The sequence below is a fragment of the Pantoea sp. B270 genome (assembly GCF_018726825.1).
Taxonomy (GTDB): Bacteria; Pseudomonadota; Gammaproteobacteria; order Enterobacterales; family Enterobacteriaceae; genus Pantoea; species Pantoea dispersa.
This window is the reverse complement of the sequence record NZ_JAHCSX010000001.1, coordinates 2149354-2167986: the sequence shown is the minus strand read 5'-3', so window position 1 is coordinate 2167986 and position 18633 is coordinate 2149354. Positions and strand designations below refer to the sequence as shown.

The 18633-nt window shown below is 48.3% G+C and carries 16 protein-coding genes, 1 other RNA gene and 3 pseudogenes; 6 read left to right on the top strand and 14 right to left on the bottom strand.

Annotated features, from left to right (window positions below; translation table 11 throughout):
* The first annotated feature begins 677 nt into the window (after positions 1-677).
* Together mgtA and KOL70_RS10375 are read left to right on the top strand one after the other, a co-directional pair.
* Entirely contained in the window at positions 678-3401 is a 2724-nt protein-coding gene (gene mgtA, locus KOL70_RS10380; RefSeq protein ID WP_166712030.1) for a magnesium-translocating P-type ATPase, read from the top strand.
* A gap of 159 nt (positions 3402-3560) precedes the next feature.
* A complete protein-coding gene (locus KOL70_RS10375) occupies positions 3561-4238 on the top strand; it encodes an SDR family oxidoreductase (RefSeq protein ID WP_031279353.1) in 678 nt (225 codons plus the stop codon).
* A 37-nt stretch (positions 4239-4275) separates the two neighbouring features.
* Here KOL70_RS10375 and KOL70_RS10370 read toward each other — a convergent pair whose 3' ends face one another.
* From KOL70_RS10370 to KOL70_RS10355, 4 genes are all read right to left on the bottom strand, one after another.
* Positions 4276-4932, bottom strand: coding sequence for an epoxyqueuosine reductase QueH (locus KOL70_RS10370; protein ID WP_031279356.1), 657 nt, complete (start codon positions 4930-4932; stop codon positions 4276-4278).
* Positions 4933-5145: 213 nt separating this feature from the next.
* Positions 5146-5331, bottom strand: a complete 186-nt coding sequence (locus KOL70_RS10365; protein ID WP_021506487.1) for a YegP family protein — start codon at positions 5329-5331, stop codon at positions 5146-5148.
* A gap of 191 nt (positions 5332-5522) precedes the next feature.
* The gene (locus tag KOL70_RS10360) at positions 5523-6002 is read right to left on the bottom strand and encodes a hypothetical protein (RefSeq protein WP_254185839.1); all 480 of its coding nucleotides are present in this window, start codon (positions 6000-6002) and stop codon (positions 5523-5525) included.
* Positions 5975-6697, bottom strand: coding sequence for a hypothetical protein (locus tag KOL70_RS10355; RefSeq protein WP_215480615.1), 723 nt, complete (start codon positions 6695-6697; stop codon positions 5975-5977). The genes KOL70_RS10360 and KOL70_RS10355 overlap by 28 nt, the downstream gene beginning before the upstream one ends.
* A gap of 201 nt (positions 6698-6898) precedes the next feature.
* Here KOL70_RS10355 and KOL70_RS10350 point away from each other — a divergent pair, with 201 nt between their 5' ends.
* Positions 6899-7741 (top strand): KilA-N domain-containing protein, encoded by an 843-nt coding sequence (locus KOL70_RS10350; RefSeq protein WP_215480614.1) that lies wholly within the window; start codon positions 6899-6901, stop codon positions 7739-7741.
* An 83-nt stretch (positions 7742-7824) separates the two neighbouring features.
* Here the strand turns inward: KOL70_RS10350 and KOL70_RS10345 are convergent, their stop codons facing one another.
* Together KOL70_RS10345 and KOL70_RS10340 are read right to left on the bottom strand one after the other, a co-directional pair.
* Positions 7825-8178, bottom strand: coding sequence for a hypothetical protein (locus tag KOL70_RS10345; RefSeq protein WP_021506488.1), 354 nt, complete (start codon positions 8176-8178; stop codon positions 7825-7827).
* A gap of 261 nt (positions 8179-8439) precedes the next feature.
* Complete coding sequence (locus KOL70_RS10340; protein WP_215480968.1) at positions 8440-9351, bottom strand: AraC family transcriptional regulator; 912 nt, start codon at positions 9349-9351, stop codon at positions 8440-8442.
* A gap of 230 nt (positions 9352-9581) precedes the next feature.
* Between KOL70_RS10340 and KOL70_RS10335 the strand changes: the two genes are divergently transcribed.
* Together KOL70_RS10335 and KOL70_RS10330 are read left to right on the top strand one after the other, a co-directional pair.
* Positions 9582-10337 (top strand): SDR family NAD(P)-dependent oxidoreductase, encoded by a 756-nt coding sequence (locus KOL70_RS10335; protein ID WP_058758256.1) that lies wholly within the window; start codon positions 9582-9584, stop codon positions 10335-10337.
* A gap of 68 nt (positions 10338-10405) precedes the next feature.
* Positions 10406-10834, top strand: coding sequence for a tautomerase family protein (locus KOL70_RS10330; protein ID WP_215480613.1), 429 nt, complete (start codon positions 10406-10408; stop codon positions 10832-10834).
* Positions 10835-11029: 195 nt separating this feature from the next.
* On the opposite strand, the pseudogene KOL70_RS23595 reads toward KOL70_RS10330, so the two are convergent.
* From KOL70_RS23595 to KOL70_RS10325, 3 genes and pseudogenes are all read right to left on the bottom strand, one after another.
* Positions 11030-11283: pseudogene (locus tag KOL70_RS23595) on the bottom strand (relaxase); the annotation flags it as partial.
* A gap of 1 nt (position 11284) precedes the next feature.
* A pseudogene (locus KOL70_RS23590) lies at positions 11285-11619 on the bottom strand (hypothetical protein); the annotation flags it as partial.
* A gap of 261 nt (positions 11620-11880) precedes the next feature.
* Entirely contained in the window at positions 11881-12687 is an 807-nt protein-coding gene (locus tag KOL70_RS10325) for a DUF2157 domain-containing protein (RefSeq protein WP_254185838.1), read from the bottom strand.
* A gap of 1220 nt (positions 12688-13907) precedes the next feature.
* Between KOL70_RS10325 and KOL70_RS10320 the strand changes: the two genes are divergently transcribed.
* Positions 13908-14114, top strand: a complete 207-nt coding sequence (locus tag KOL70_RS10320) for a hypothetical protein (RefSeq protein ID WP_215480612.1) — start codon at positions 13908-13910, stop codon at positions 14112-14114.
* Positions 14115-14186: 72 nt separating this feature from the next.
* Here KOL70_RS10320 and KOL70_RS10315 read toward each other — a convergent pair whose 3' ends face one another.
* The 5 genes and pseudogenes from KOL70_RS10315 to smpB form a co-directional block, all read right to left on the bottom strand.
* Positions 14187-15062 (bottom strand): hypothetical protein, encoded by an 876-nt coding sequence (locus KOL70_RS10315; RefSeq protein WP_215480611.1) that lies wholly within the window; start codon positions 15060-15062, stop codon positions 14187-14189.
* A gap of 187 nt (positions 15063-15249) precedes the next feature.
* Positions 15250-16206, bottom strand: a complete 957-nt coding sequence (locus KOL70_RS10310) for a hypothetical protein (protein WP_215480610.1) — start codon at positions 16204-16206, stop codon at positions 15250-15252.
* A 263-nt stretch (positions 16207-16469) separates the two neighbouring features.
* A pseudogene (locus KOL70_RS10305) lies at positions 16470-17552 on the bottom strand (primase-like DNA-binding domain-containing protein); the annotation flags it as partial.
* Positions 17553-17738: 186 nt separating this feature from the next.
* Positions 17739-18103, bottom strand: a transfer-messenger RNA (tmRNA) gene (gene ssrA / locus KOL70_RS10300).
* Between the two features lie 43 nt (positions 18104-18146).
* Positions 18147-18629 carry an SsrA-binding protein SmpB gene (smpB, locus tag KOL70_RS10295; protein WP_021506506.1) on the bottom strand — a complete coding sequence of 161 codons (483 nt, stop codon included), beginning with the start codon at positions 18627-18629 and terminating at the stop codon, positions 18147-18149.
* Positions 18630-18633: the final 4 nt, after the last annotated feature.

Genomic DNA, 18633 nt, shown 5'->3' with positions numbered 1-18633 from the left:
ATGCATATGCCGTAAGGTTCTAAGCGGTGCGCTTCAGTTATAAGCAAGAGGGCGTAACGCGATCGGATTAATCTGACGCACCTTATTCCCGCACGCATTATCAACCAAATCGCAACGAAAATTAAATCAACCTGAACCCCAGGATAATTAACTTTACTTCGCTTTTCGCCCTCCTATAATAGCCGCAACTTCAAACAGGAGAATTCAGTTGGACAGTCACCCTTATCGATGGCAATACAAGGCAAGCTGACGCGCGAATTCTTTTGTCGCTGCTTGCCAACATGGCGGGCAGCAATCCTCACCTGTTTCTGATGATTGTTCCCTGATAATGACACCACAACGGGCTGAAGCCCGTGGGAATAGCATCATGCACATGATTTTAAACGCACTTTTCCCTCCGCCTCGATGCGCGCGCTGATCTTCAGCGTGCTGAGCTTCCCTGCGCGTTAAGCCGCTTCAGGCTGCTGCTGCGCGCAGCGTTATCCGTGGTTATGTTATTTCACTCGTTATTCAGCGAGCGACTTTCTTCGCCCATTATTTCCGGGAGGTAATATGGAAATTCCCGACAGGTTATTTTTAATTTAATCCGGTCACGCCGTGACAATTAATTTTTCGACTTGTGCGCCTGGCGCGCAGGGATCGTTATTGCCGTAAAAAAATAAACGAGGAGTGTCATCATGACTGACATGAAACTCAACCAGGAAAAAAAAGCCTGGAACACCGTGCGTCCGGCACGTCAGAAAACCGCACGCTATCTGATTGAAGACGAAGCCGCTTTTACCGCCGATGAAACGCTGCTGCGCCTGCGCAGCGATGCGCTGGGGCTGGTCGAACGCGAAGCGGAAGCGCGGCTGCAGATTTATGGTCGCAATCAGGTGGAGCATGATAAAGCGCCACCGGCGCTGGTGCAGCTGATTCAGGCTTTCAATAATCCGTTCATTTATGTGCTGCTGGCGCTGGCGCTGGTGAGCTTTTTCACCGACTACTGGATGCCGCTGCGCCATGGCGAGGAGACCGACCTGACCGGTGTCATCATCATTGTGACGATGGTAACGCTCAGCGGTTTGCTGCGCTTCTGGCAGGAGTTTCGCACCAACAAAGCGGCACAGGCGCTGAAATCGATGGTACGCACCACCGCCACCGTGCTGCGCCGGGAATCGGTACAGCAGGCGCCGCAGAAACAGGAAGTGGATATCACCAGCCTGGTGCCTGGCGATATCATCTATCTCTCGGCGGGCGATCTGGTACCCGCCGATGTGCGGCTGCTCGACTCACGCGATCTGTTTATCAGCCAGGCGATTCTGACCGGCGAATCGCTGCCGGTGGAGAAATATGATGTCACCGGCCACGTAGCCAGCAAGCAGGCCAGCGCCAGCGACAAAGATGCATCGCTGCTGGAGCTGGGCAGCGTATGCCTGATGGGCACTAACGTCTCCAGCGGCAGCGCCAAAGCGGTGGTGGTGGCGACCGGCGGGGAAACTTACTTCGGCAGCCTGGCGAAATCGATTGTTGGTAACCGCACACAAACCGCTTTCGATCGCGGCGTCAACAGCGTCAGCTGGCTGCTGATTCGCTTCATGCTGGTGATGGTGCCGGTGGTGCTGCTGATTAACGGCCTGACCAAAGGCGACTGGCTGGATGCTTCGCTGTTCGCGCTGGCGGTGGCGGTGGGACTGACGCCGGAAATGCTGCCGATGATTGTCAGCTCGAATCTGGCCAAAGGGGCGATTGCCATGTCGCGCCGAAAAGTGATCGTCAAACGCCTGAACGCGATCCAGAACCTCGGCGCCATGGACATTTTGTGTACCGACAAAACCGGCACGCTGACGCAGGACAACATTATCCTCGAGCACCATCTCGACTGTGCCGGGGTAGAGAACTCGCGCGTCCTGATGCTGAGCTGGCTCAACAGCCATTACCAGAGCGGCACGCCTAACCTGATGGACCGCGCCATCCTGCGTTACGGCAAAGGACGCATCAGCGCGGACATGAGCGACTACTACAGCAAAGTGGATGAGCTGCCGTTTGATTTTGTGCGTCGTCGCGTTTCAGTGGTGGTGCGTGACCGCCGCCTCAACCAGCAGATGCTGATCTGTAAGGGCGCGGTCGAGGAGATGCTGAGCATTGCCAGCGCCGAACGCGAAGGCAAACTGATTCAGCCGCTCAATGAAACCCGTCGTGCGGAGCTGCTGGCGCTGGCGCATCAGTACAATCAACAGGGCTTCCGCGTGCTGCTGGTGGCCAGCCGCGCGCTGGCGGAGCCGGGTCTGCAACAGGCGCTGAGCGTCGCGGATGAGCAGGGGCTGACCATCGAAGGGCTGCTGACCTTCCTCGATCCGCCGAAGGAAAGCGCGGCGAAGGCGATTACCGCACTGAACGAGAACGGCGTAACGGTCAAAGTGCTGACCGGCGATAATCCGGTAGTGACGGCGCGCATCTGCCAGCAGGTGGGCATCGACTGTGGCGAGATCCTCACCGGCGAGGCGATTGCGGCGATGAGCGATGAGCAGCTGGCGCAGGCCGCGGCGCGCAGCTCGGTGTTTGCCAAACTGACGCCGCTGCAGAAGTCACGCATTCTGCGTGCGCTGCAGCAGCAGGGCCATACGGTGGGTTTTCTCGGTGACGGCATTAATGATGCGCCGGCGCTGCGTGACGCCGATGTGGGGATCTCGGTCGACAGCGCGGCGGACATCGCCAAAGAGTCTTCTGACATCATCCTGCTGGAAAAGGATTTAATGGTGCTGGAAGAGGGCGTGATGAAGGGGCGCGAGACGTTCGGCAACATCATCAAGTACCTGAACATGACCGCCAGTTCGAACTTCGGCAATGTGTTCTCAGTGCTGGTGGCGAGCGCGTTCATCCCGTTCCTGCCGATGCTGGCGATTCATCTGCTGATTCAGAACCTGATGTACGATCTGTCACAGCTGGCGCTGCCGTGGGACAAAATGGATCGCGAGTTCCTGCGCAAACCACGCAAATGGGACGCGCGCAACATCAAACGCTTTATGCTGTGGATTGGGCCAACGTCGTCAATTTTTGACATCACCACCTTTGCGCTGATGTGGTACGTGTTCGCGGCGAATTCCCCAGCGATGCAGTCATTGTTCCAGTCCGGCTGGTTTGTTGAAGGGCTGCTGTCGCAGACGCTGGTGGTGCACATGCTGCGCACGCGCAAAATTCCGTTTATCCAGAGCCGCGCGGCGCTGCCGGTGCTGCTGACCACCGCCTGCGTAATGATTGCCGGCATTCTTCTGCCGTTCTCGCCGCTCGGCGCGATGGTCGGCCTGGTGCCGCTGCCATGGAGCTATTTCCCGTGGCTGCTGGCCACGCTGCTCGGCTACTGCCTGGTGGCGCAGGGCATGAAAACGCTGTACATCAAGCGCTTTGGCCAGTGGTTCTGAGTGCAGGAGGCGCGATGAAGCAACGCAACCTGGATAAAACGGTGTGCCACCTGCTGATAATTATGGTGGTCATCGTCGTGCTAACGTTAGTGTTCCGGTAAGGACAACAGGGCAGGGTATCCTGCCCTTTTTCGTGGCACACCAACCAGCGAGAGACAGATGAGCCAACAACAGCGAGCATTGATTATTGGGGCGTCAAAAGGCATTGGCCTGGCCGTGGTGCAGCAACTACTGCAGGCGGGCTGGCAGGTGACCGCCACCTACCGTTCCACGGCGGTTTCGTTTCAGCATCCGCAGCTGCAGTGGCTGGCGCTGGATATCACCGATGGCGCGCAGCGTGACGCGCTGGTCCGGCAGCTCGGCGACGCACCCTTTGATTGCATCCTGATTAACGCCGGGATTCTTGGTCCGCACGCGTCACAGCTGCGCGACGTGGACGATGTGCAGCTCAGCGAGCTGTTCTTCACCAATGCGGTGGCGCCGGTGCGCCTGGCGGAGAGCCTGCTGCCGCTGCTGCGCGATAAACAGAGCGTGCTGGGCCTGACCACGTCGCGTCTCGCCAGCCTCAACGAGAACCGTGACGCGGCGATGCCGTTCTACTCAGCCAGCAAAGCGGCGCTGAATATGCTGAGCCGCACGCTGGCGACGCAGATGCACCAGCAGGGCAGCACGCTGCTGTCACTGCATCCGGGCTGGGTAAAAACGGATATGGGCGGTGAGGGCGCGGATATCACCGTCACCGAGAGCGCGCAGGGCATGGTCACGCAACTGCAGCAGTTTAGCGGGCGTGGCGGCCATCATTACGTGGATTACCGCGGCCAGCTGCTGAACTGGTAATGCTTAGCCTGCTGGTTAGCGCCAGCAGGTTTTTTTCTTACTCATCCGGCGAATAGTACTGCACGCCGATTTCGATACGTTCGCGACCGCTTGCTACGCGGTGGCGGTTGGTATCGCGCAGCGAATAGATGCAGCCGCAATATTCCTGCTGATAGAAGCGCTCGCGCTTGCTGATCTCAATCATGCGCGACGAACCGCCACCTTTACGCCAGTTAAACTCCCAGTACAGCATATCCGGATAGCGCGCCGCCGCGCGTACGCCGCAATCGTTGATTTGCTGCATATTCTTCCAGCGCGAAATGCCGAGTGAACTGGTGATCACCGGGAAGCCGTGTTCATGCGCGTACAGCGCGGTGCGCTCGAAGCGCATGTCGAAACACATGGTGCAGCGCACGCCGCGCTCCGGCTCCCACTCCATGCCACGCGCGCGCTCGAACCAGTTGTCTTTGTCGTAATCGGCATCAACAAAAGGCACGCCAAACTGCTCGGCAAAGCGGATGTTCTCCTCTTTGCGCAGCTCGTACTCTTTCAGCGGATGGATGTTCGGGTTGTAGAAGAAGATGGTGTAATCGATGCCGGAAGCCAGCATCGCTTCCATCACTTCTCCCGAGCAGGGAGCGCAGCAGGAGTGCAGCAGCACTTTATTGTGGCCGTTGGGCAAGGGCAGCGGCTGGCGTTGAAATGTATCGGACATAAAGTTAATTAATGGTTAAGGGCGATGCGGCAAGTGTAGGGGCAAAGGCCGGCCGATGCAAAGCGTCGGTGGCGTTTCAGGGAGGGGGCCTGTGGCGCTGCGTGGTACCCGTTCGCCGGGGATGCTTAGCGGCGCGATTCATCGCGTAATACATTGCGCCGCTTGCAGGGTCAATGACCCACCTTCGCGCATCACTGCGCAGGCTGCGCGAAGTCAGGTCTCGTCGTGAATAGTGGTTGACGCACCGTTCTGCTGCACCGAGCGGATGCCATTTTCCGCCGCCTGTTTTGAGCTGTACATCTCGCTGGTGGCAATGGTTTCGCCGTTGCTGGCTTTAAGCACAAACCAGTATTTCTGCGACAATGCTGTATCACTTTTTCTCAGTACGTAATATCCCATGTGCTTTCTCCTTGTGCCGGCACCCGATGGCCGGTTCGCTTACTATTCGCGCAGCCTGCTTATTAATCAATCACTGATTAGGAATTTGCCCGAATCCAGGAGCGGGATCGCAGCGTTTTGTATCAATCCGGTTGCTGGCAGGCACAAAAAAGGCCGCATCGCGGCCTTTTGGGGTAATGAGTTCGTGTTTATCACGCGGGTAAAGCCGTGATGTTCATGAATCGGGTAAATGCTTTACTGCGGGACACGCCTTTCGGATCGCTGAAAAATGGCAGCTGGAATTTCGGTGAATCTTCCAGTGTCAGGCTCCAGATATAATCACCGATAAAACGAAACTGAAGTGAATGGTCACTGATGTGCAATTGCTCAAATGTGCCGGAGTTATACTCATTGCCAATAGTGACAATTTCCTGAATGCCCTGAGAGGAATCAATCAGCACAATCGTTAGTGATTCCTCGTAGAGCACGTCATCCGTGACAAACAGGATATAGCGGTTATCAGTAACTTTGACTGCTGCCTCAAGGATTTTTCCGGGGATGATTATGCCGGTAGAACTACCGCTGAGTAATACCTCTGATTTCGCCTGTTCGCGGTCCGTTGCGTGTTGCACCTCAACCAAAGATACATCATTAACTATTTGCATCAGCGCCAAATCCATCCCATTTGCCATGCCGCGAGAGCAGCTCCTGCGAAACCACCGATCATCACACATATCGGCGCACCCGGTCCGCAGGCGAGACCTGCTACTGCTCCACCCGCTGCCGCCCCTAAAACTCCTGCTCCATTAATCGCTATCTGTCTCCCGGTTTCGGAAACTTTGTCATCAGATTCATAAATCTCGTAAATTGATATAGCAATTGAGAGAACAACCAACCCTTTTGCTACACGAGAAAGCCGCATCATTTTCAGGTTAACTTGAGGATTTGACTTTCCCGCAGATTCTACAATGGCTGCATATACCTGATTTTGCTGGCTGATTGAAATATTGTTAAAATTCGCATGTGGACCAAAAATTTGAATAGTTTTTTTTGCTACCAATTCATTCAAACTCTTACCTGTCAGCTTAAGTCGTTCAGCCATTGCTCTGCCTAATGGAGTGCTCCTTGAACGGATCATTTCCATTATTAAGTTACGGGTGTCATGAGCTTCCCGTGCCGCCTGCTCCCAGTTGATTAAACCAGCATTCACTTTTGTTGTAAGATCATTAGCCATCTCTTTGATCAACCGTGAATATTCAAGGCGTAGGCGGGGATCAATTGATAAACGTGTCGCCGCTGCTGCAACATCTCCCTGCAGCGCATTGATTTCCGACTGAAAACGCTCATGTCCCTGCTGATCCAGAACTTGTAAAAGTGAGGTGTCCATCCCTGTCTCCTTGAATTGATCTCAATTGACTTTAGCAAAGCTTATGTGATAACACAATAACGCGATATATTATGACAAATCCAAATGTCTCCAAATGAATATAAATAACATCAGCGTAGTAAAGTGCCTTTTAACGGTTTATGAGAGCTTTTTGATATTTTTATCAAAAAGATGCTAATTTTTTTTGTTTAGGACAATATTATGCAACAGCAAATCAGTATTCCCTTAGTGCCTGTCAGGCATCAGTCTGAGGCTGATGGTTTTGAGATGGGGGTGATGAGTGATGGTACGCCTTATTTAACAGCTAGCGGGTTGGCATTTATTTGCGGTACTGCTCGTAGTAATATAATTACAATGGTGAACGATTGGCAGAATCAACGTTTGCTCCCGCGAGGAGTAGCCATAAGTCAAATTATCTCGCGAAATGGAGGGAACCCTGAAAATGATTTACATTCAGCAATAAAAGTAAAAGGTACAACTTACCATGCTATTCCTGCCGATAATTGCATGGCTGTTCTCGAGTACTATGCTTTTGAAAGTCGCTCTGATGCAGAAATTGCGCGCGGAAACTTTAGAAATTTAGCGACTCAATCTCTAAAAGAGTTCATCTATACAAGAACTGGATATAAAGCGACAGGAGCTTTACCTGCACATATAGTAAGGTATACAAAAAATCGAGCTAAGATCCCATATACCCATTTTTCAATGTTGAATGAGATGACTTTAAGCTTAATTGCCCCACTGGAAGAGGCTGGCTATACATTACCAGATAATCTTGTTCCTGATATTTCTGAAGGAAAACTTTTTTGCAAATGGTTACGTGAAAATAGAAATGTAGAACCAGCAAGCTTTCCTTCTTACGAACATGAATATCCAGATGGGCGCAAAGTCTCTGCAAGACTATATCCAATTGAATATCTAGATGATTTTAGAAGGCATTTCCATGAAGTATGGTTGACGGAACGAGCGGCAAAATACTTTAGTGAAAGGGACTCTTTAGCTTTGGAATTCGTGTCCAATTTGTCTTTACCTGCTCCTCATTAATGCTTAAAAAAATGCCTGGCGCTAAGCACCTGGCATTTTGATTTAAATGAATGCAGAGCAATCGCTGTCTACTTTAGAAGAAATTACTCAGAGACTTTCTTCTTCAGATCGCTGGCACCTTCTTTGGTTTTGTTCCAGCCTTTCTGCGCGCCTTCTTTGGTGGCGTCCCAACCTTTTTCAGTACCTTCTTTGGTGCTGTTCCAGGCTTTCTGCGAGTTTTCGCTCGCTTTGCTGGTCAGGCTATCGCTTTTGCCTTCGGCAGCATGTTTGGCTTTGAGCTGCTGCTCTTCACCCTGATGCTGCGCCTGATGCAGTTTCTCTTTCGCCGTGTTGGCGCCCGCTTTGGCGTCAGCGACGGTTTCATCGGTTGCGTGTGTGGCGGCAAACGCCGTAGAAGTCAGAAGAATGGCGGATAACGCAATAATCGTCTTTTTCATAATATATTCCCTCATTAAGCATCATAAGTGTTATGAGCGTAGTTAAGAGTGGCACAGAGCGCAACGCAGGGCATTAGGAATAAACTGTAAGTGAATATACCGTTTCTGTGGGAATTTCTGGCATAAATGCGCAGCAGGGAGAGGCGCTTTCGCGAGCTGTCGTTTGTTACGGCTGACTGAGGGTAAAGCAGTCAGCGTCGTTCGGGTGATCAGATGTCACCCGCCAGGATGTACGTCCCGGCAGCGACAGACTCGAATAATTTATTGCCTTATCGGCTCAACGGACAGGGCTGAACGCTCGAGTGCGCGGGTTTCCCTAATATTTCGGGCTGGCGGTGAACCAAACAGTCGTGAATATTCACGGGTAAACTGCGTCACGCTCTCATATCCCACCGCATTGGCAGCAATACCGATGGCTGTCCCTTCCGTCAGCATCAGTCTTCGTGCTTCAAGCAGGCGTAGCTGTTTCTGAAATTGCAGTGGGGTGAGCGTGGTGACATGGCGGAAATGCGTATGAAATACCGAGAGGCTCATACCGGCGGCGTCAGCGAGGGTTTTCATGCGCAGCGGTTGCGCATAATTGGCCCGAATGATCGCGACTGCCCGTGCAATCCGCCGGGCATGGCTGTCAGTGCTGCCGAGGGCGCGCAGCGCGCTGCCGTGTCGTCCTGACAATAGCCAGTAATGTAACTCCCGCACCAACTGGCTGCCCAGCACGGCGAGCGCGCGCGGTCTGCTGAGCATGTTCAGCAGGCGCAAAGCGGCTTCTGCCATATCTTCTTCAATCTGATCAATGCTGACGGGCAAATCCGTGGCAGCCTCCAGCCCGACCATGTTTGCCATCAGTTCACTAATCACCGCCGCATCCAGTTCCACGACCAGAGAATAATAAGGGGTGTCGGCACTGGCGCTGATAACCTGACTCACGGTTGGCACGTCCATGGTGATCAGCAGGGATTCCCCCGCGCCGAAATCAAAACGATCGCTGCCCATGGTCACGCGTTTACTGCCTTGCAACACCATTGCGATCAACGGTTTAGTGATCGCGAATTGCAACGCGGTAGGCGCGGTCTCGCGCAGAATGAACACCCCATCAACTGGCGTTGCGGCAACCCCCGCTCCGTTGTGGTGTTCATCAGCGTAGTGTCGTGCCGCCTGCAGCAAAGCCGCCATCCTCCCGGCAGAGTTGAATTCATCGTCCCGTGCAGTGCGTTCCTCATACGAGTGATCACGCTTTTTCATATTATCAGGCAATAAAATAAAAATTTACGGTGCAGCCATTCTAGTAAATACGGAATAAAATAAAAATATAAAAATAATCAGGCAATAATTAAAAATTATTGGGCAACCCTGAAAGTTTGTCGATTGTTAGAATCACTCTCCCATTATTGAGGAGATATTTCATGACAACCCTTTCTCTTGTAACTGGCGCCAGCCGGGGTCTTGGCCGTAATACCGCACTGAGCATTGCCCGCCATGGTGGTGATGTCATCGTGACTTATCGTACTGGTAAAGAGGCGGCGGACGCCGTGGTGAATGAAATTCAGGCGCTTGGCCGTAAGGCCGTTGCGCTGCAACTGGACACCAGCAACGTATCGTCCTTTCCGGGTTTCGTCGCCGCTGTGCGCAATATCCTGAAAGGTGACTGGGGACGCGAAACGTTCGACCATCTGATCAACAACGCCGGGCATGGGGAAATGGCCGACTTCACCGCAACCACGGAAGAGCAGTTTGACGCGTTATTTAACGTACACGTCAAAGGGGTGTTTTTTCTGACGCAGTCGCTGCTGCCGCTGCTGGTCGATGGCGGACGCATCGTCAACTTCTCCTCGGGGCTGACCCGCGTGTCGTTTCCGGGTTTCTCGGCCTACTCGGCTGCCAAGGGCGCCGTTGAAATACTCTCCGTGTATATGGCGAAAGAACTGGGCAGCCGCGGCATCACCGTGAATACCGTGGCCCCGGGAGCGATTGAGACCGACTTCCTGGGTGGTGCGGTGCGTGACATCCCCGATTACAACCAGGCGTTTGCTGGCATGACCGCGCTGGGTCGCGTGGGCCTGCCTGATGACATCGGTCCGATGATTGCCAGCCTGCTGGGACCGGACAACCGCTGGGTCACCGGTCAGCGCATTGAAGTCTCCGGCGGGCAGTCAATTTAGTTGCCTGATGATGGATTCCGCCCGGTGCGGAATCCATCCTGTTCCCCTGATGCAATGAGAGGTATTTGATGCCTAAAATGATCATTCATGCGCCAGCAGGTACCTTTAATGCGGCTGAGCGTCAACGGGTTGCCAGAGATCTGACGCAGTTAGGACTTAATTGCGAGGCGCTGCCAGACTCCCCTCTGGTTCGTAGTACGGTATGGACCTACTTTGCCGAATACTCTTCTGATGCCGTCTTTATGGGAGATAAACCCGCATGGTTGCCGGTTGTGTCCCTCCAGATATATGTCATCAAAGGTGGCCTGGATGAAGAAGCAAAGAAGAAGTTGATTGAGGGAGCAACCGCAATTCTGGATCGTCGTCCGTCAGGCACTTCGGTCGCGCCTGTCTATGTGGTGATAAAGGAAATCGAAGAAGTAAACTGGGGGATATTCGGTCAGCAAGCCGATCTGGCAGCGCTTCGCGCCAGCGATGAAAATGCTCCGACGATTTGAAGGAAATATTTTTGATAGGGGGGCCGGGAAAGCTATCAGAGAGTGGTGTGAGGGTTTTAGTGGGTGTTGTCTGAACCCCACGCTGAATTATCTGGTGCCGTCTGAATTTGCAGCGGGATGGAGAGGGGATTATTCAGAGAGTGGAGGGTAGGGCATGACTAATTACGGTTGTACCAAATGCTGTGGGCAGTTCAGAAGAGCTTCTAAGTGGCTGGGGTTATAGTTAAGACGGTTACTAAGAGTAACCCTTGCCTAACTGCGAAGCTTTGAAAGCTATATCGCGGTAAGAGAATGAGAAGCCGTTCATCTTACCGGTAGAAGCAATGTTAGCCGTCCAATATATTTAAGTTTCTTCCAGCCTCTTGATAAATGTTAAAAGATCAGGTGTATCTGCCAAACTTATCAAGTATCTGTTGTAGAGCTTCTTTAGGGGAGGGAAGGCCAGTCCGGCTTCACGGCGAGCTCTGTATGAGTAAGCTGGCTATCTTTGCTCTTACCATCGATATGGATCGCAATTCGATTTAGTTTTTTTGATATGTCAGTTAAAGCTTTCCAGGCTTTGGTATTAATCGCAGGTATAATAGGAGGTAACTTTTGACGGGAAGCCATACGAAGCCACTCTCCTTTTGGATAATGCTCCCTCAATGTATTAAGCTTGGCCAATTCAGCATTATTAAGACGAACACTAACACAATGAATTCGTAATTCCTGTGGTAGTAAGTTACACTTCGAGGTTGAATGTTTTGCATCCTTAGTGTTCAAAACTGCGATTTTGTATTTGCCATATAAACTCCTTATATATGTCATGCCTTTAATGTAATTAACTAACTTTCTATCTTGTTATAGTAAATAATTATCGTTTGTCAATGTTAAGCGTGACTTGATATTTTTTTTCGAATTGAATGAGAACAGGCGAATAAATAAAGGTAGGGTAATTAGTTAATGTGATAAATCCAAATAATAAAAAAGAAAGTAGAGATGAATATCTCAACAAGCTGTAAGCTTCAGTTTTTATTAGAAACAAGGGCCAAAAGGCCCTTTTTAAACTAGTTCCATTCAAAATGGAATACATATCCATTTAATGTTAAAAAAGTTAGTGCCAAGATTAGAGTTATGATTCCACCATTACCAAGGGCTTGAGCACGGAATAAATTAGTTAATTTAAGGCTTGCAAACCAAAATCCAGACATATTTTTGTTAGCTAAGGAGTATGATAATTCTCTGAACGCTGAGAATATTATCAATATTATTGATGCGCCAATCAAGATACTAGAAGATATCAACGACAAAGAAAGATTTTTACCATATTCGTTTAATCCGTTCCAAAAACCTGAAACTGATACGGCTTGTTTTGATAAATCTATAATTTCTTGTGGGACATTTATATTCAGATATTCATTTAATAAAAAAACAGAACCTCCAGCTAAGACTAAGAAAATAAATCTGACAAAATCTGTTGTCTCAACCTCTTCCCTAAGAACCAAAGCTATAATCCCAATTATCGATAATATAGGAGAGAATAAAGCACCTGTTTTTAAAATGGGATATATTTCCTGATAATGTGTAAAAAATGACCAGATAACAAATCCTATTCCTACAGTTAAAATGGCCGCTCCCGCCATAAAGGCACCTGCATCACCATCACCATTAGAATTTTGCTTTGTATAATGATTATTAATGGTTCGATTATTTATGACCTGAGTATTTTGAACATTATAACCACCACTATTGCTTTGGCTAATATTAGTGTTTTCGGTATTGTTTTTGATATTAAAATCCGCAAATTTTCCCATTTTTTTATTCCATGTTAAACGAAGGAGTAATAATTTTACATCGATTGATTTGTAAATCATAGAGGTTTCGTATTGGCATACAAAAGCTCTCTATTCATATAGTAATTAATTACATCCAATTTGAAATAGGAGTTAGAAAGTTAAGGTTCCAGGTTTTAAATCTTTCTTTTCCAATCATAGAGCAGCAAAAAGCAAGGCAACTTAGAGAAGCGGAGCATCTCTGAGTTAGCTCTTGCTTATTGGCAAAAAATATAATTTTGATAAGAGGTTTGTAAGTGAAAATATCCGACTGATTTTAATGTGGAGGAGTGGGTGACACAAAAAGAAAAAACTTATTAATGAATATTGATGCGTAAAAAATTCTTCGGGATTTATCAATAATCTAAAAATTGGAGGCTTAGCTGATATTATAACATACTTAATGCAGTAGGATGGGCTTGAGAACATTAAAAGAGAAATGTTTCCAAAAAAGAATGATGATTTGTTTAAAGAAACCGGCGAGTATCAGATTTTTGAGTGGGGAATATGTATTCCATACTCGACTAAAGATATTCGTCAGAAATTGTATGAATTGAAGGCTCAATATGAACAAAACGCTTCTTCATGGAGATGTCCTTATGTTGCTTATGAAGACATTACTAACATCGCGGTGTATTAATCAACGTGGAGCAGGTCAGATCATCTCGGAAGATTACAGACACAAAAAGCCCGCAGGGCGCCATGCGGGCTCTTAGGACTTCATCGGATGACTCTGGTAATCACCGATGGAGAATTTTGGTGGGCTGGCGGAATCTGAACAAAAATCGCAAGCTCATGTATTTAGATGTTTTTATCTAATTCAAGTTTGTTCCGTGTACCTAAACGTGTACCAATTATTAGATCTCACATCCCGGAGCGGCACGGCAAGGATAACGAATTCCCCGCGCTAGATCCAAAATAAAATGATTTTAGGGAAAAGTGTTCACACTGTTCACTTTGGTATTTTGTTTATTAAATTCATGGCATTAGGTAGTGAAGGGGGTGAGGCCGGATGTACATTAGTGTGCACTTAGGGTGATCGATCTTAATCGAGATGATCAAAATCGGCAGAAGCCGGTATGCGTAATGTATGTTTTGAGGTTCTGCATGCTGGCAATGGTTAGCTTTGTACCAAAATTGACTTGTAAATCCATATGGATGGGAAATAAACCACAAGTAGTAAGGTTATGAGTGTTGAAATTATTTACAGTTCTTTATTTAAAATAAGTTAGAGAGGGTTACGAGATAATGGATGTTTACACATGAGCATAGCAAACGAGCATTACTTGACTGAACGTTATTATTTATCTCTTGAAGAAATGAATGAAGACGACGCAATACAAGACGCTGACTCTATGAACCATGATAAATGGCATGCTATATTTCCTTGCACCAGTCAGGGCTATTATAACATCCTAGCCATCTGTGCGGTTGAATCAAGATATAAAGTTTCACGAGCAATCAATTAAAATGTTTGGCTCGTGAGATTTTTTCGGTGAACCTTAAGGCATGACGTTAAGAATAATACTGGTTATTTGCACTCAAATAGTGAACTCTGGACGTGAGCCTGGAAATTCTCCCGACTCCATATGGATAGCTAAGTCTAAGGTGGTTATTCTACGTAAAGTAGATGCTGCAATAAACTGAACTCCTAGAGCCAATCGAACAACCTGAAGACGCTTAAGCCCCGCTGGCTTATAGCGGCTGGCGACATAATGCGGAAGGTTATCTATAACCGCTTTAATTTTTCTATCATCACGATGGGGTATTTTATCCATCAATGTTTTTGCTAAATAATCCAGATTATGACCATTTTTTCCTTTTAAAGCATTCAAATCGATCCCGCTCCAAACTAAAGCAGCTTTGAGGGAGAGCTCTGCTACCAAACAGATAGGTTGGATAACTGAATCATGACTAAAGCTATTAGGTAATGTATTTGCCATATCTTCGAGATTGGATCGGGACATCTGCCACAGTGTTAATGCCTCTGAGTCGCAATTTTCTACTTCATTTAGTCCCATGGTAAAATCATGAATATCAGCAATAGCAAAAGATACATCTGCTGCGATTGCTCGATCTCTCCTACACCACTCCCACCATTCCTCATTACTAATGAAACCTGCTATTTGCCAGACTTCTAACTGGTTATCCCCGAATATGACAGGGAAGGTTGTTTTTTTCACTTGATCCATGGATGCAATCAGACCTATTCCTGCACCAGGCCAGCTTGTTTCGACTTCAGGCATCATGGCAATATAAGCATCTACGATGTGTTGAACCTCAGGATTACTCAAAAGACCAAAGCTGAAATCTGTTCCAAGTATATCAAATGCGGCGCTTAGAGGTCTCTGATGAACGTGAACACCTTCCTCAGCATATTTTTTATCCAATCTGCGCAGGTCATCTAACGTCCACATAATTATATTCATTCCTTATTGTTTTTTGCCAATTGCAACGGAAGAATCCAATTCAGAAATTTTTTATGCCTTACTCCATTAGCGGTAGGAGTAATTGATTTAAACTTTAATGTATGCCCGCTTTTCGTTCATAGTTGATCTGGCGTTAGCCGCATCTAACCTCTGCGGCCAAAGCATGAACATCCCATTACAGAAATAAATATTGTTTACTACTCCATGTCATCTCAGATTGGCTCATTATTGGGCATTGAAGTTCATCAACTGAAAAAGCAGGGCGCTGAACTGTTTTGAAAATACTTGAAAAATTAGACTGTATGGGGTTGTTGAATGTTTCTCGTCCATATTGCGCCTCGAGTAAAATATGAATGGCAGCAACAGAATTTATTACGGATTTAAGTGATGCTTTATGTCTATTAATACCACGGTTATGTTTGACGGCATTGTATGCATCATACCAAGATATACTTTTAGTCGGTTGTGTAATATCCCAGCCGCTAAAAGGAGACCATTCTTGCAATTGTGGATAGAAGGTGATTTTTGTTGAGTAGTTGTTTAATTTTAGAGGATTTAGAGATTTTATGTAATCATTGGTACTAAATCTGGTAGTTGAAGGGTATTTGTTATCCACAAGAAAGTTTTGGAGTAAATATTCAACCTCAGTGCATGCAATAATTAAAATCTCTCTTACTTTGCTTCCAAAGCAATTTAAATTAAGAGTGTCAGGATCTATGTAGTTAAAAAGCTCATTTAATGAGTCGCAGATGTTACTAAAGGCACGAATTTCATCAAGCATTGGAGTGTTGGCATAATGATAGCTGAATAGATTAGGTTCTCCTCGGTTTATCCGAGGGGAAAACATACCACTTTCAGTTTTTTTGGATTGATTAATCACTATTGGATAATATGGGCAGTAATCATAAGCTTGATGCCAAGAAAAATAACCAATTGCTTTTGCAATCTGGTCATTACTGATTGCGTCAGGAAATGTCTCATAATAGTTATTTTCACCTCGCAGCCAATCATTCCATTTGTAATAATGAGTTTTAGAATAGATTCCGGTGTCAATATATATATAACAATCATCACCTTCTTTCTGAAAGTATCCAAATACATTATTTTTTAATTCAAATGTATAGCTCTCCATGCTCTCTCCTTTATATGCTCTATACTATTAATATCATATCCTTATATGCAGTGTCCAAAAGTATTCTGAGTTTTCGTTTGAGTTTTAGACATAACTGAACACCCTCACTACGGTCTGTTCATTAATTTTTGTTGGTGAATATGGAAATAGATACATCGCAAGCGGCATCTTTATGAACGTTTCTTAATCATAGTTGACCTTGGCTGACATGAAAAATTTTATCAAAAATAAAAACCGGCGTAAGTCGGTTTATTTGAGACGATTTATAAGGGGCTGCACGCTGGCAACCAATCTGCTTCGCTGTCCTCATGTAACGTAAGATTTGTTTGTATGCCGTTATTGGTACGGCGCTTGAGTAGCACTCGCTCATACTCTTTAAGCGTCTGTGGCACTGCCTGGCCGAAGGCTGTCAGGCTGAGCGGGTGCTGATGGCCGCGTGATTCCATAAATGACAGATACGCATGATAGAGATAGCGCTTCGAGTTAATCGGTCGAATATTGGCGTTGCCGATAAACAGCCCGTTCGGCGTGCTCAGTGGCATTAAGTAGCCGCAGAAATCGACCAGCGGATCAGCCTGTCGTTTTATCTCCAGCGCTTCGCCGGATGATTGCTGCGCCTGTAAAAGTTCACGCGCTTTGTCAGGTGACGCGAAGCGCTGCATCAGATGATGAACAATAACGGCCAGCTCGGCGCTGATTTTGTCCAGCAGCTGTGGATCGCGCTCTTTCGCCGGAATCACTTCCGGGAACGTCAGAATTACCCGACGACGTGAAACGCCAACGCTGCGATCGCTGAAACGCATCGGATTGTTATTTACCGCCAATATCACTGCCGGGATATGCGTTGAATAGGCATCGCGATATTTCGGGTCGATTGCCACCGCATCGCCGCCGGTAATCGCCTTAATGCCTGCGCCATCGCCGCTCCATTTTCCTGGTCAGGCAGGATAATGAGCGAGAAACCTACCACGCTGGCGCGCTCGCGTGAGGATTCCAGCGTTTCGATGGTGGCTGACGTGGTATTGTCTTTTCCGGCAAGCAGAGTGGCTATCGAGGCCATGACGCTTTTACCGCTGCCGCCGGGGCCGGTGAGTTCAAGAAACATCTGCCAGTCATAGCGGTTTGCCAGCACCATCAATAATTCCGCGAGGATACGCTCCTGCTTGTCGTGATTGTGCCCGGCTGACCGCGTCAATGAGCGCCGGAAAGCCTGCGAGGTTTTTCGCCCGGACGCTGTGCGAACTAAACGTGCCGGTGGCCATATCAAACATGCCAATACGGAAGCCAGTCAGGCGGCGGGATTGTTCCCCCATGCGTGGCGCTATCAGATTCGCCTTGTGGATGAGTTATTACGTTCAAGCTGGTGCACATTTTTTCTAACGCCAATGTGTATACTAAACCTATACCTAATTATTCAGAATTCAGGTGGGTTATCCCGGAAGATTACAGGCACAAAAAAGCCCGCAGGGCTTGCGCCATGCGGGCTCTCAGGACTTCATCGGATGACTCTGGTAATCACCGATGGAGAATTTTGGTGGAGCTGGCGGGAGTTGAACCCGCGTCCGAAATTCCTACATCCTCGGTACTACATGCTTAGTCTGGTCTTTACATTCGCTTGCCAGCTGCGGACAGACACGCCACTAACAAACTAGCCTGATTAGTTTTAACGCTTCAACCCCAGGCAGGGCATCCACGCGATCTCTTTTAGGTTTGACCTCTCTTGATCCCCGTCCTAAGAGCGGAGGCTAGGGAGAGAGGGCTCTAAGCAGGTTATTAAGCTGCTAAAGCGTAGTTTTCGTCGTTTGCGACTATTTTTTTGCGGTTTTTTAGCGAGGCCTACCGCACCTCGGCATGCACCTTGGGTTTCGCGAATCCCGTCGAATCCAGAATCAGCCCCAAGACTTCTTACTCTAGCAAAAAATTATAAAAGATTCCAGTGGTTAACGGCTGGCATTCTTCATAATTCGTGCTTTGTCCATCTTCCACTCGCGATCTTTAATGTCCGCGCGCTTGTCGTGTTCTTTCTTACCGCGTGCCACACCAATCTTCAGCTTGGCCCAGGCGTTTTTCCAGTACAGCGACAGCGCAACCACGGTGTAACCTTCGCGGTTAACACGACCGTACAGGGAGTCCAATTCGCGCTGGTTCAACAGCAGCTTGCGGTTGCGCGTGGGATCGCACACCACGTGGCTTGATGCCACCGCCAGCGGCTGAAAAGTGGAACCGAACAGATAGGCTTCGCCATCGCGCAGCAAAATATAGCTGTCGCTGATGTTGGCTTTACCGGCGCGCAGTGATTTGACTTCCCATCCTTGCAACGCCATGCCGGCCTCGAACTCCTCTTCAATGAAGTATTCATGGCGAGCGCGTTTGTTGAGGGCAATAGTGGCTGAACCGGGTTTGTGAGCTTTTTTCTTTGTCATAGTG

Bases quoted from the DNA above. Each gene is read 5' to 3' on its own strand.
- mgtA (WP_166712030.1), top strand. From the start codon at position 678: ATGACTGACATGAAACTCAACCAGGAAAAAAAAGCCTGGAACACCGTG.
- KOL70_RS10375 (WP_031279353.1), top strand. From the start codon at position 3,561: ATGAGCCAACAACAGCGAGCATTGATTATTGGGGCGTCAAAAGGCATT.
- KOL70_RS10370 (WP_031279356.1), bottom strand. From the start codon at position 4,932: ATGTCCGATACATTTCAACGCCAGCCGCTGCCCTTGCCCAACGGCCAC.
- KOL70_RS10365 (WP_021506487.1), bottom strand. From the start codon at position 5,331: ATGGGATATTACGTACTGAGAAAAAGTGATACAGCATTGTCGCAGAAA.
- KOL70_RS10360 (WP_254185839.1), bottom strand. From the start codon at position 6,002: ATGGCAAATGGGATGGATTTGGCGCTGATGCAAATAGTTAATGATGTA.
- KOL70_RS10355 (WP_215480615.1), bottom strand. From the start codon at position 6,697: ATGGACACCTCACTTTTACAAGTTCTGGATCAGCAGGGACATGAGCGT.
- KOL70_RS10350 (WP_215480614.1), top strand. From the start codon at position 6,899: ATGCAACAGCAAATCAGTATTCCCTTAGTGCCTGTCAGGCATCAGTCT.
- KOL70_RS10345 (WP_021506488.1), bottom strand. From the start codon at position 8,178: ATGAAAAAGACGATTATTGCGTTATCCGCCATTCTTCTGACTTCTACG.
- KOL70_RS10340 (WP_215480968.1), bottom strand. From the start codon at position 9,351: ATGGCGGCTTTGCTGCAGGCGGCACGACACTACGCTGATGAACACCAC.
- KOL70_RS10335 (WP_058758256.1), top strand. From the start codon at position 9,582: ATGACAACCCTTTCTCTTGTAACTGGCGCCAGCCGGGGTCTTGGCCGT.
- KOL70_RS10330 (WP_215480613.1), top strand. From the start codon at position 10,406: ATGCCTAAAATGATCATTCATGCGCCAGCAGGTACCTTTAATGCGGCT.
- KOL70_RS10325 (WP_254185838.1), bottom strand. From the start codon at position 12,687: ATGATTTACAAATCAATCGATGTAAAATTATTACTCCTTCGTTTAACA.
- KOL70_RS10320 (WP_215480612.1), top strand. From the start codon at position 13,908: ATGAGCATAGCAAACGAGCATTACTTGACTGAACGTTATTATTTATCT.
- KOL70_RS10315 (WP_215480611.1), bottom strand. From the start codon at position 15,062: ATGTGGACGTTAGATGACCTGCGCAGATTGGATAAAAAATATGCTGAG.
- KOL70_RS10310 (WP_215480610.1), bottom strand. From the start codon at position 16,206: ATGGAGAGCTATACATTTGAATTAAAAAATAATGTATTTGGATACTTT.
- smpB (WP_021506506.1), bottom strand. From the start codon at position 18,629: ATGACAAAGAAAAAAGCTCACAAACCCGGTTCAGCCACTATTGCCCTC.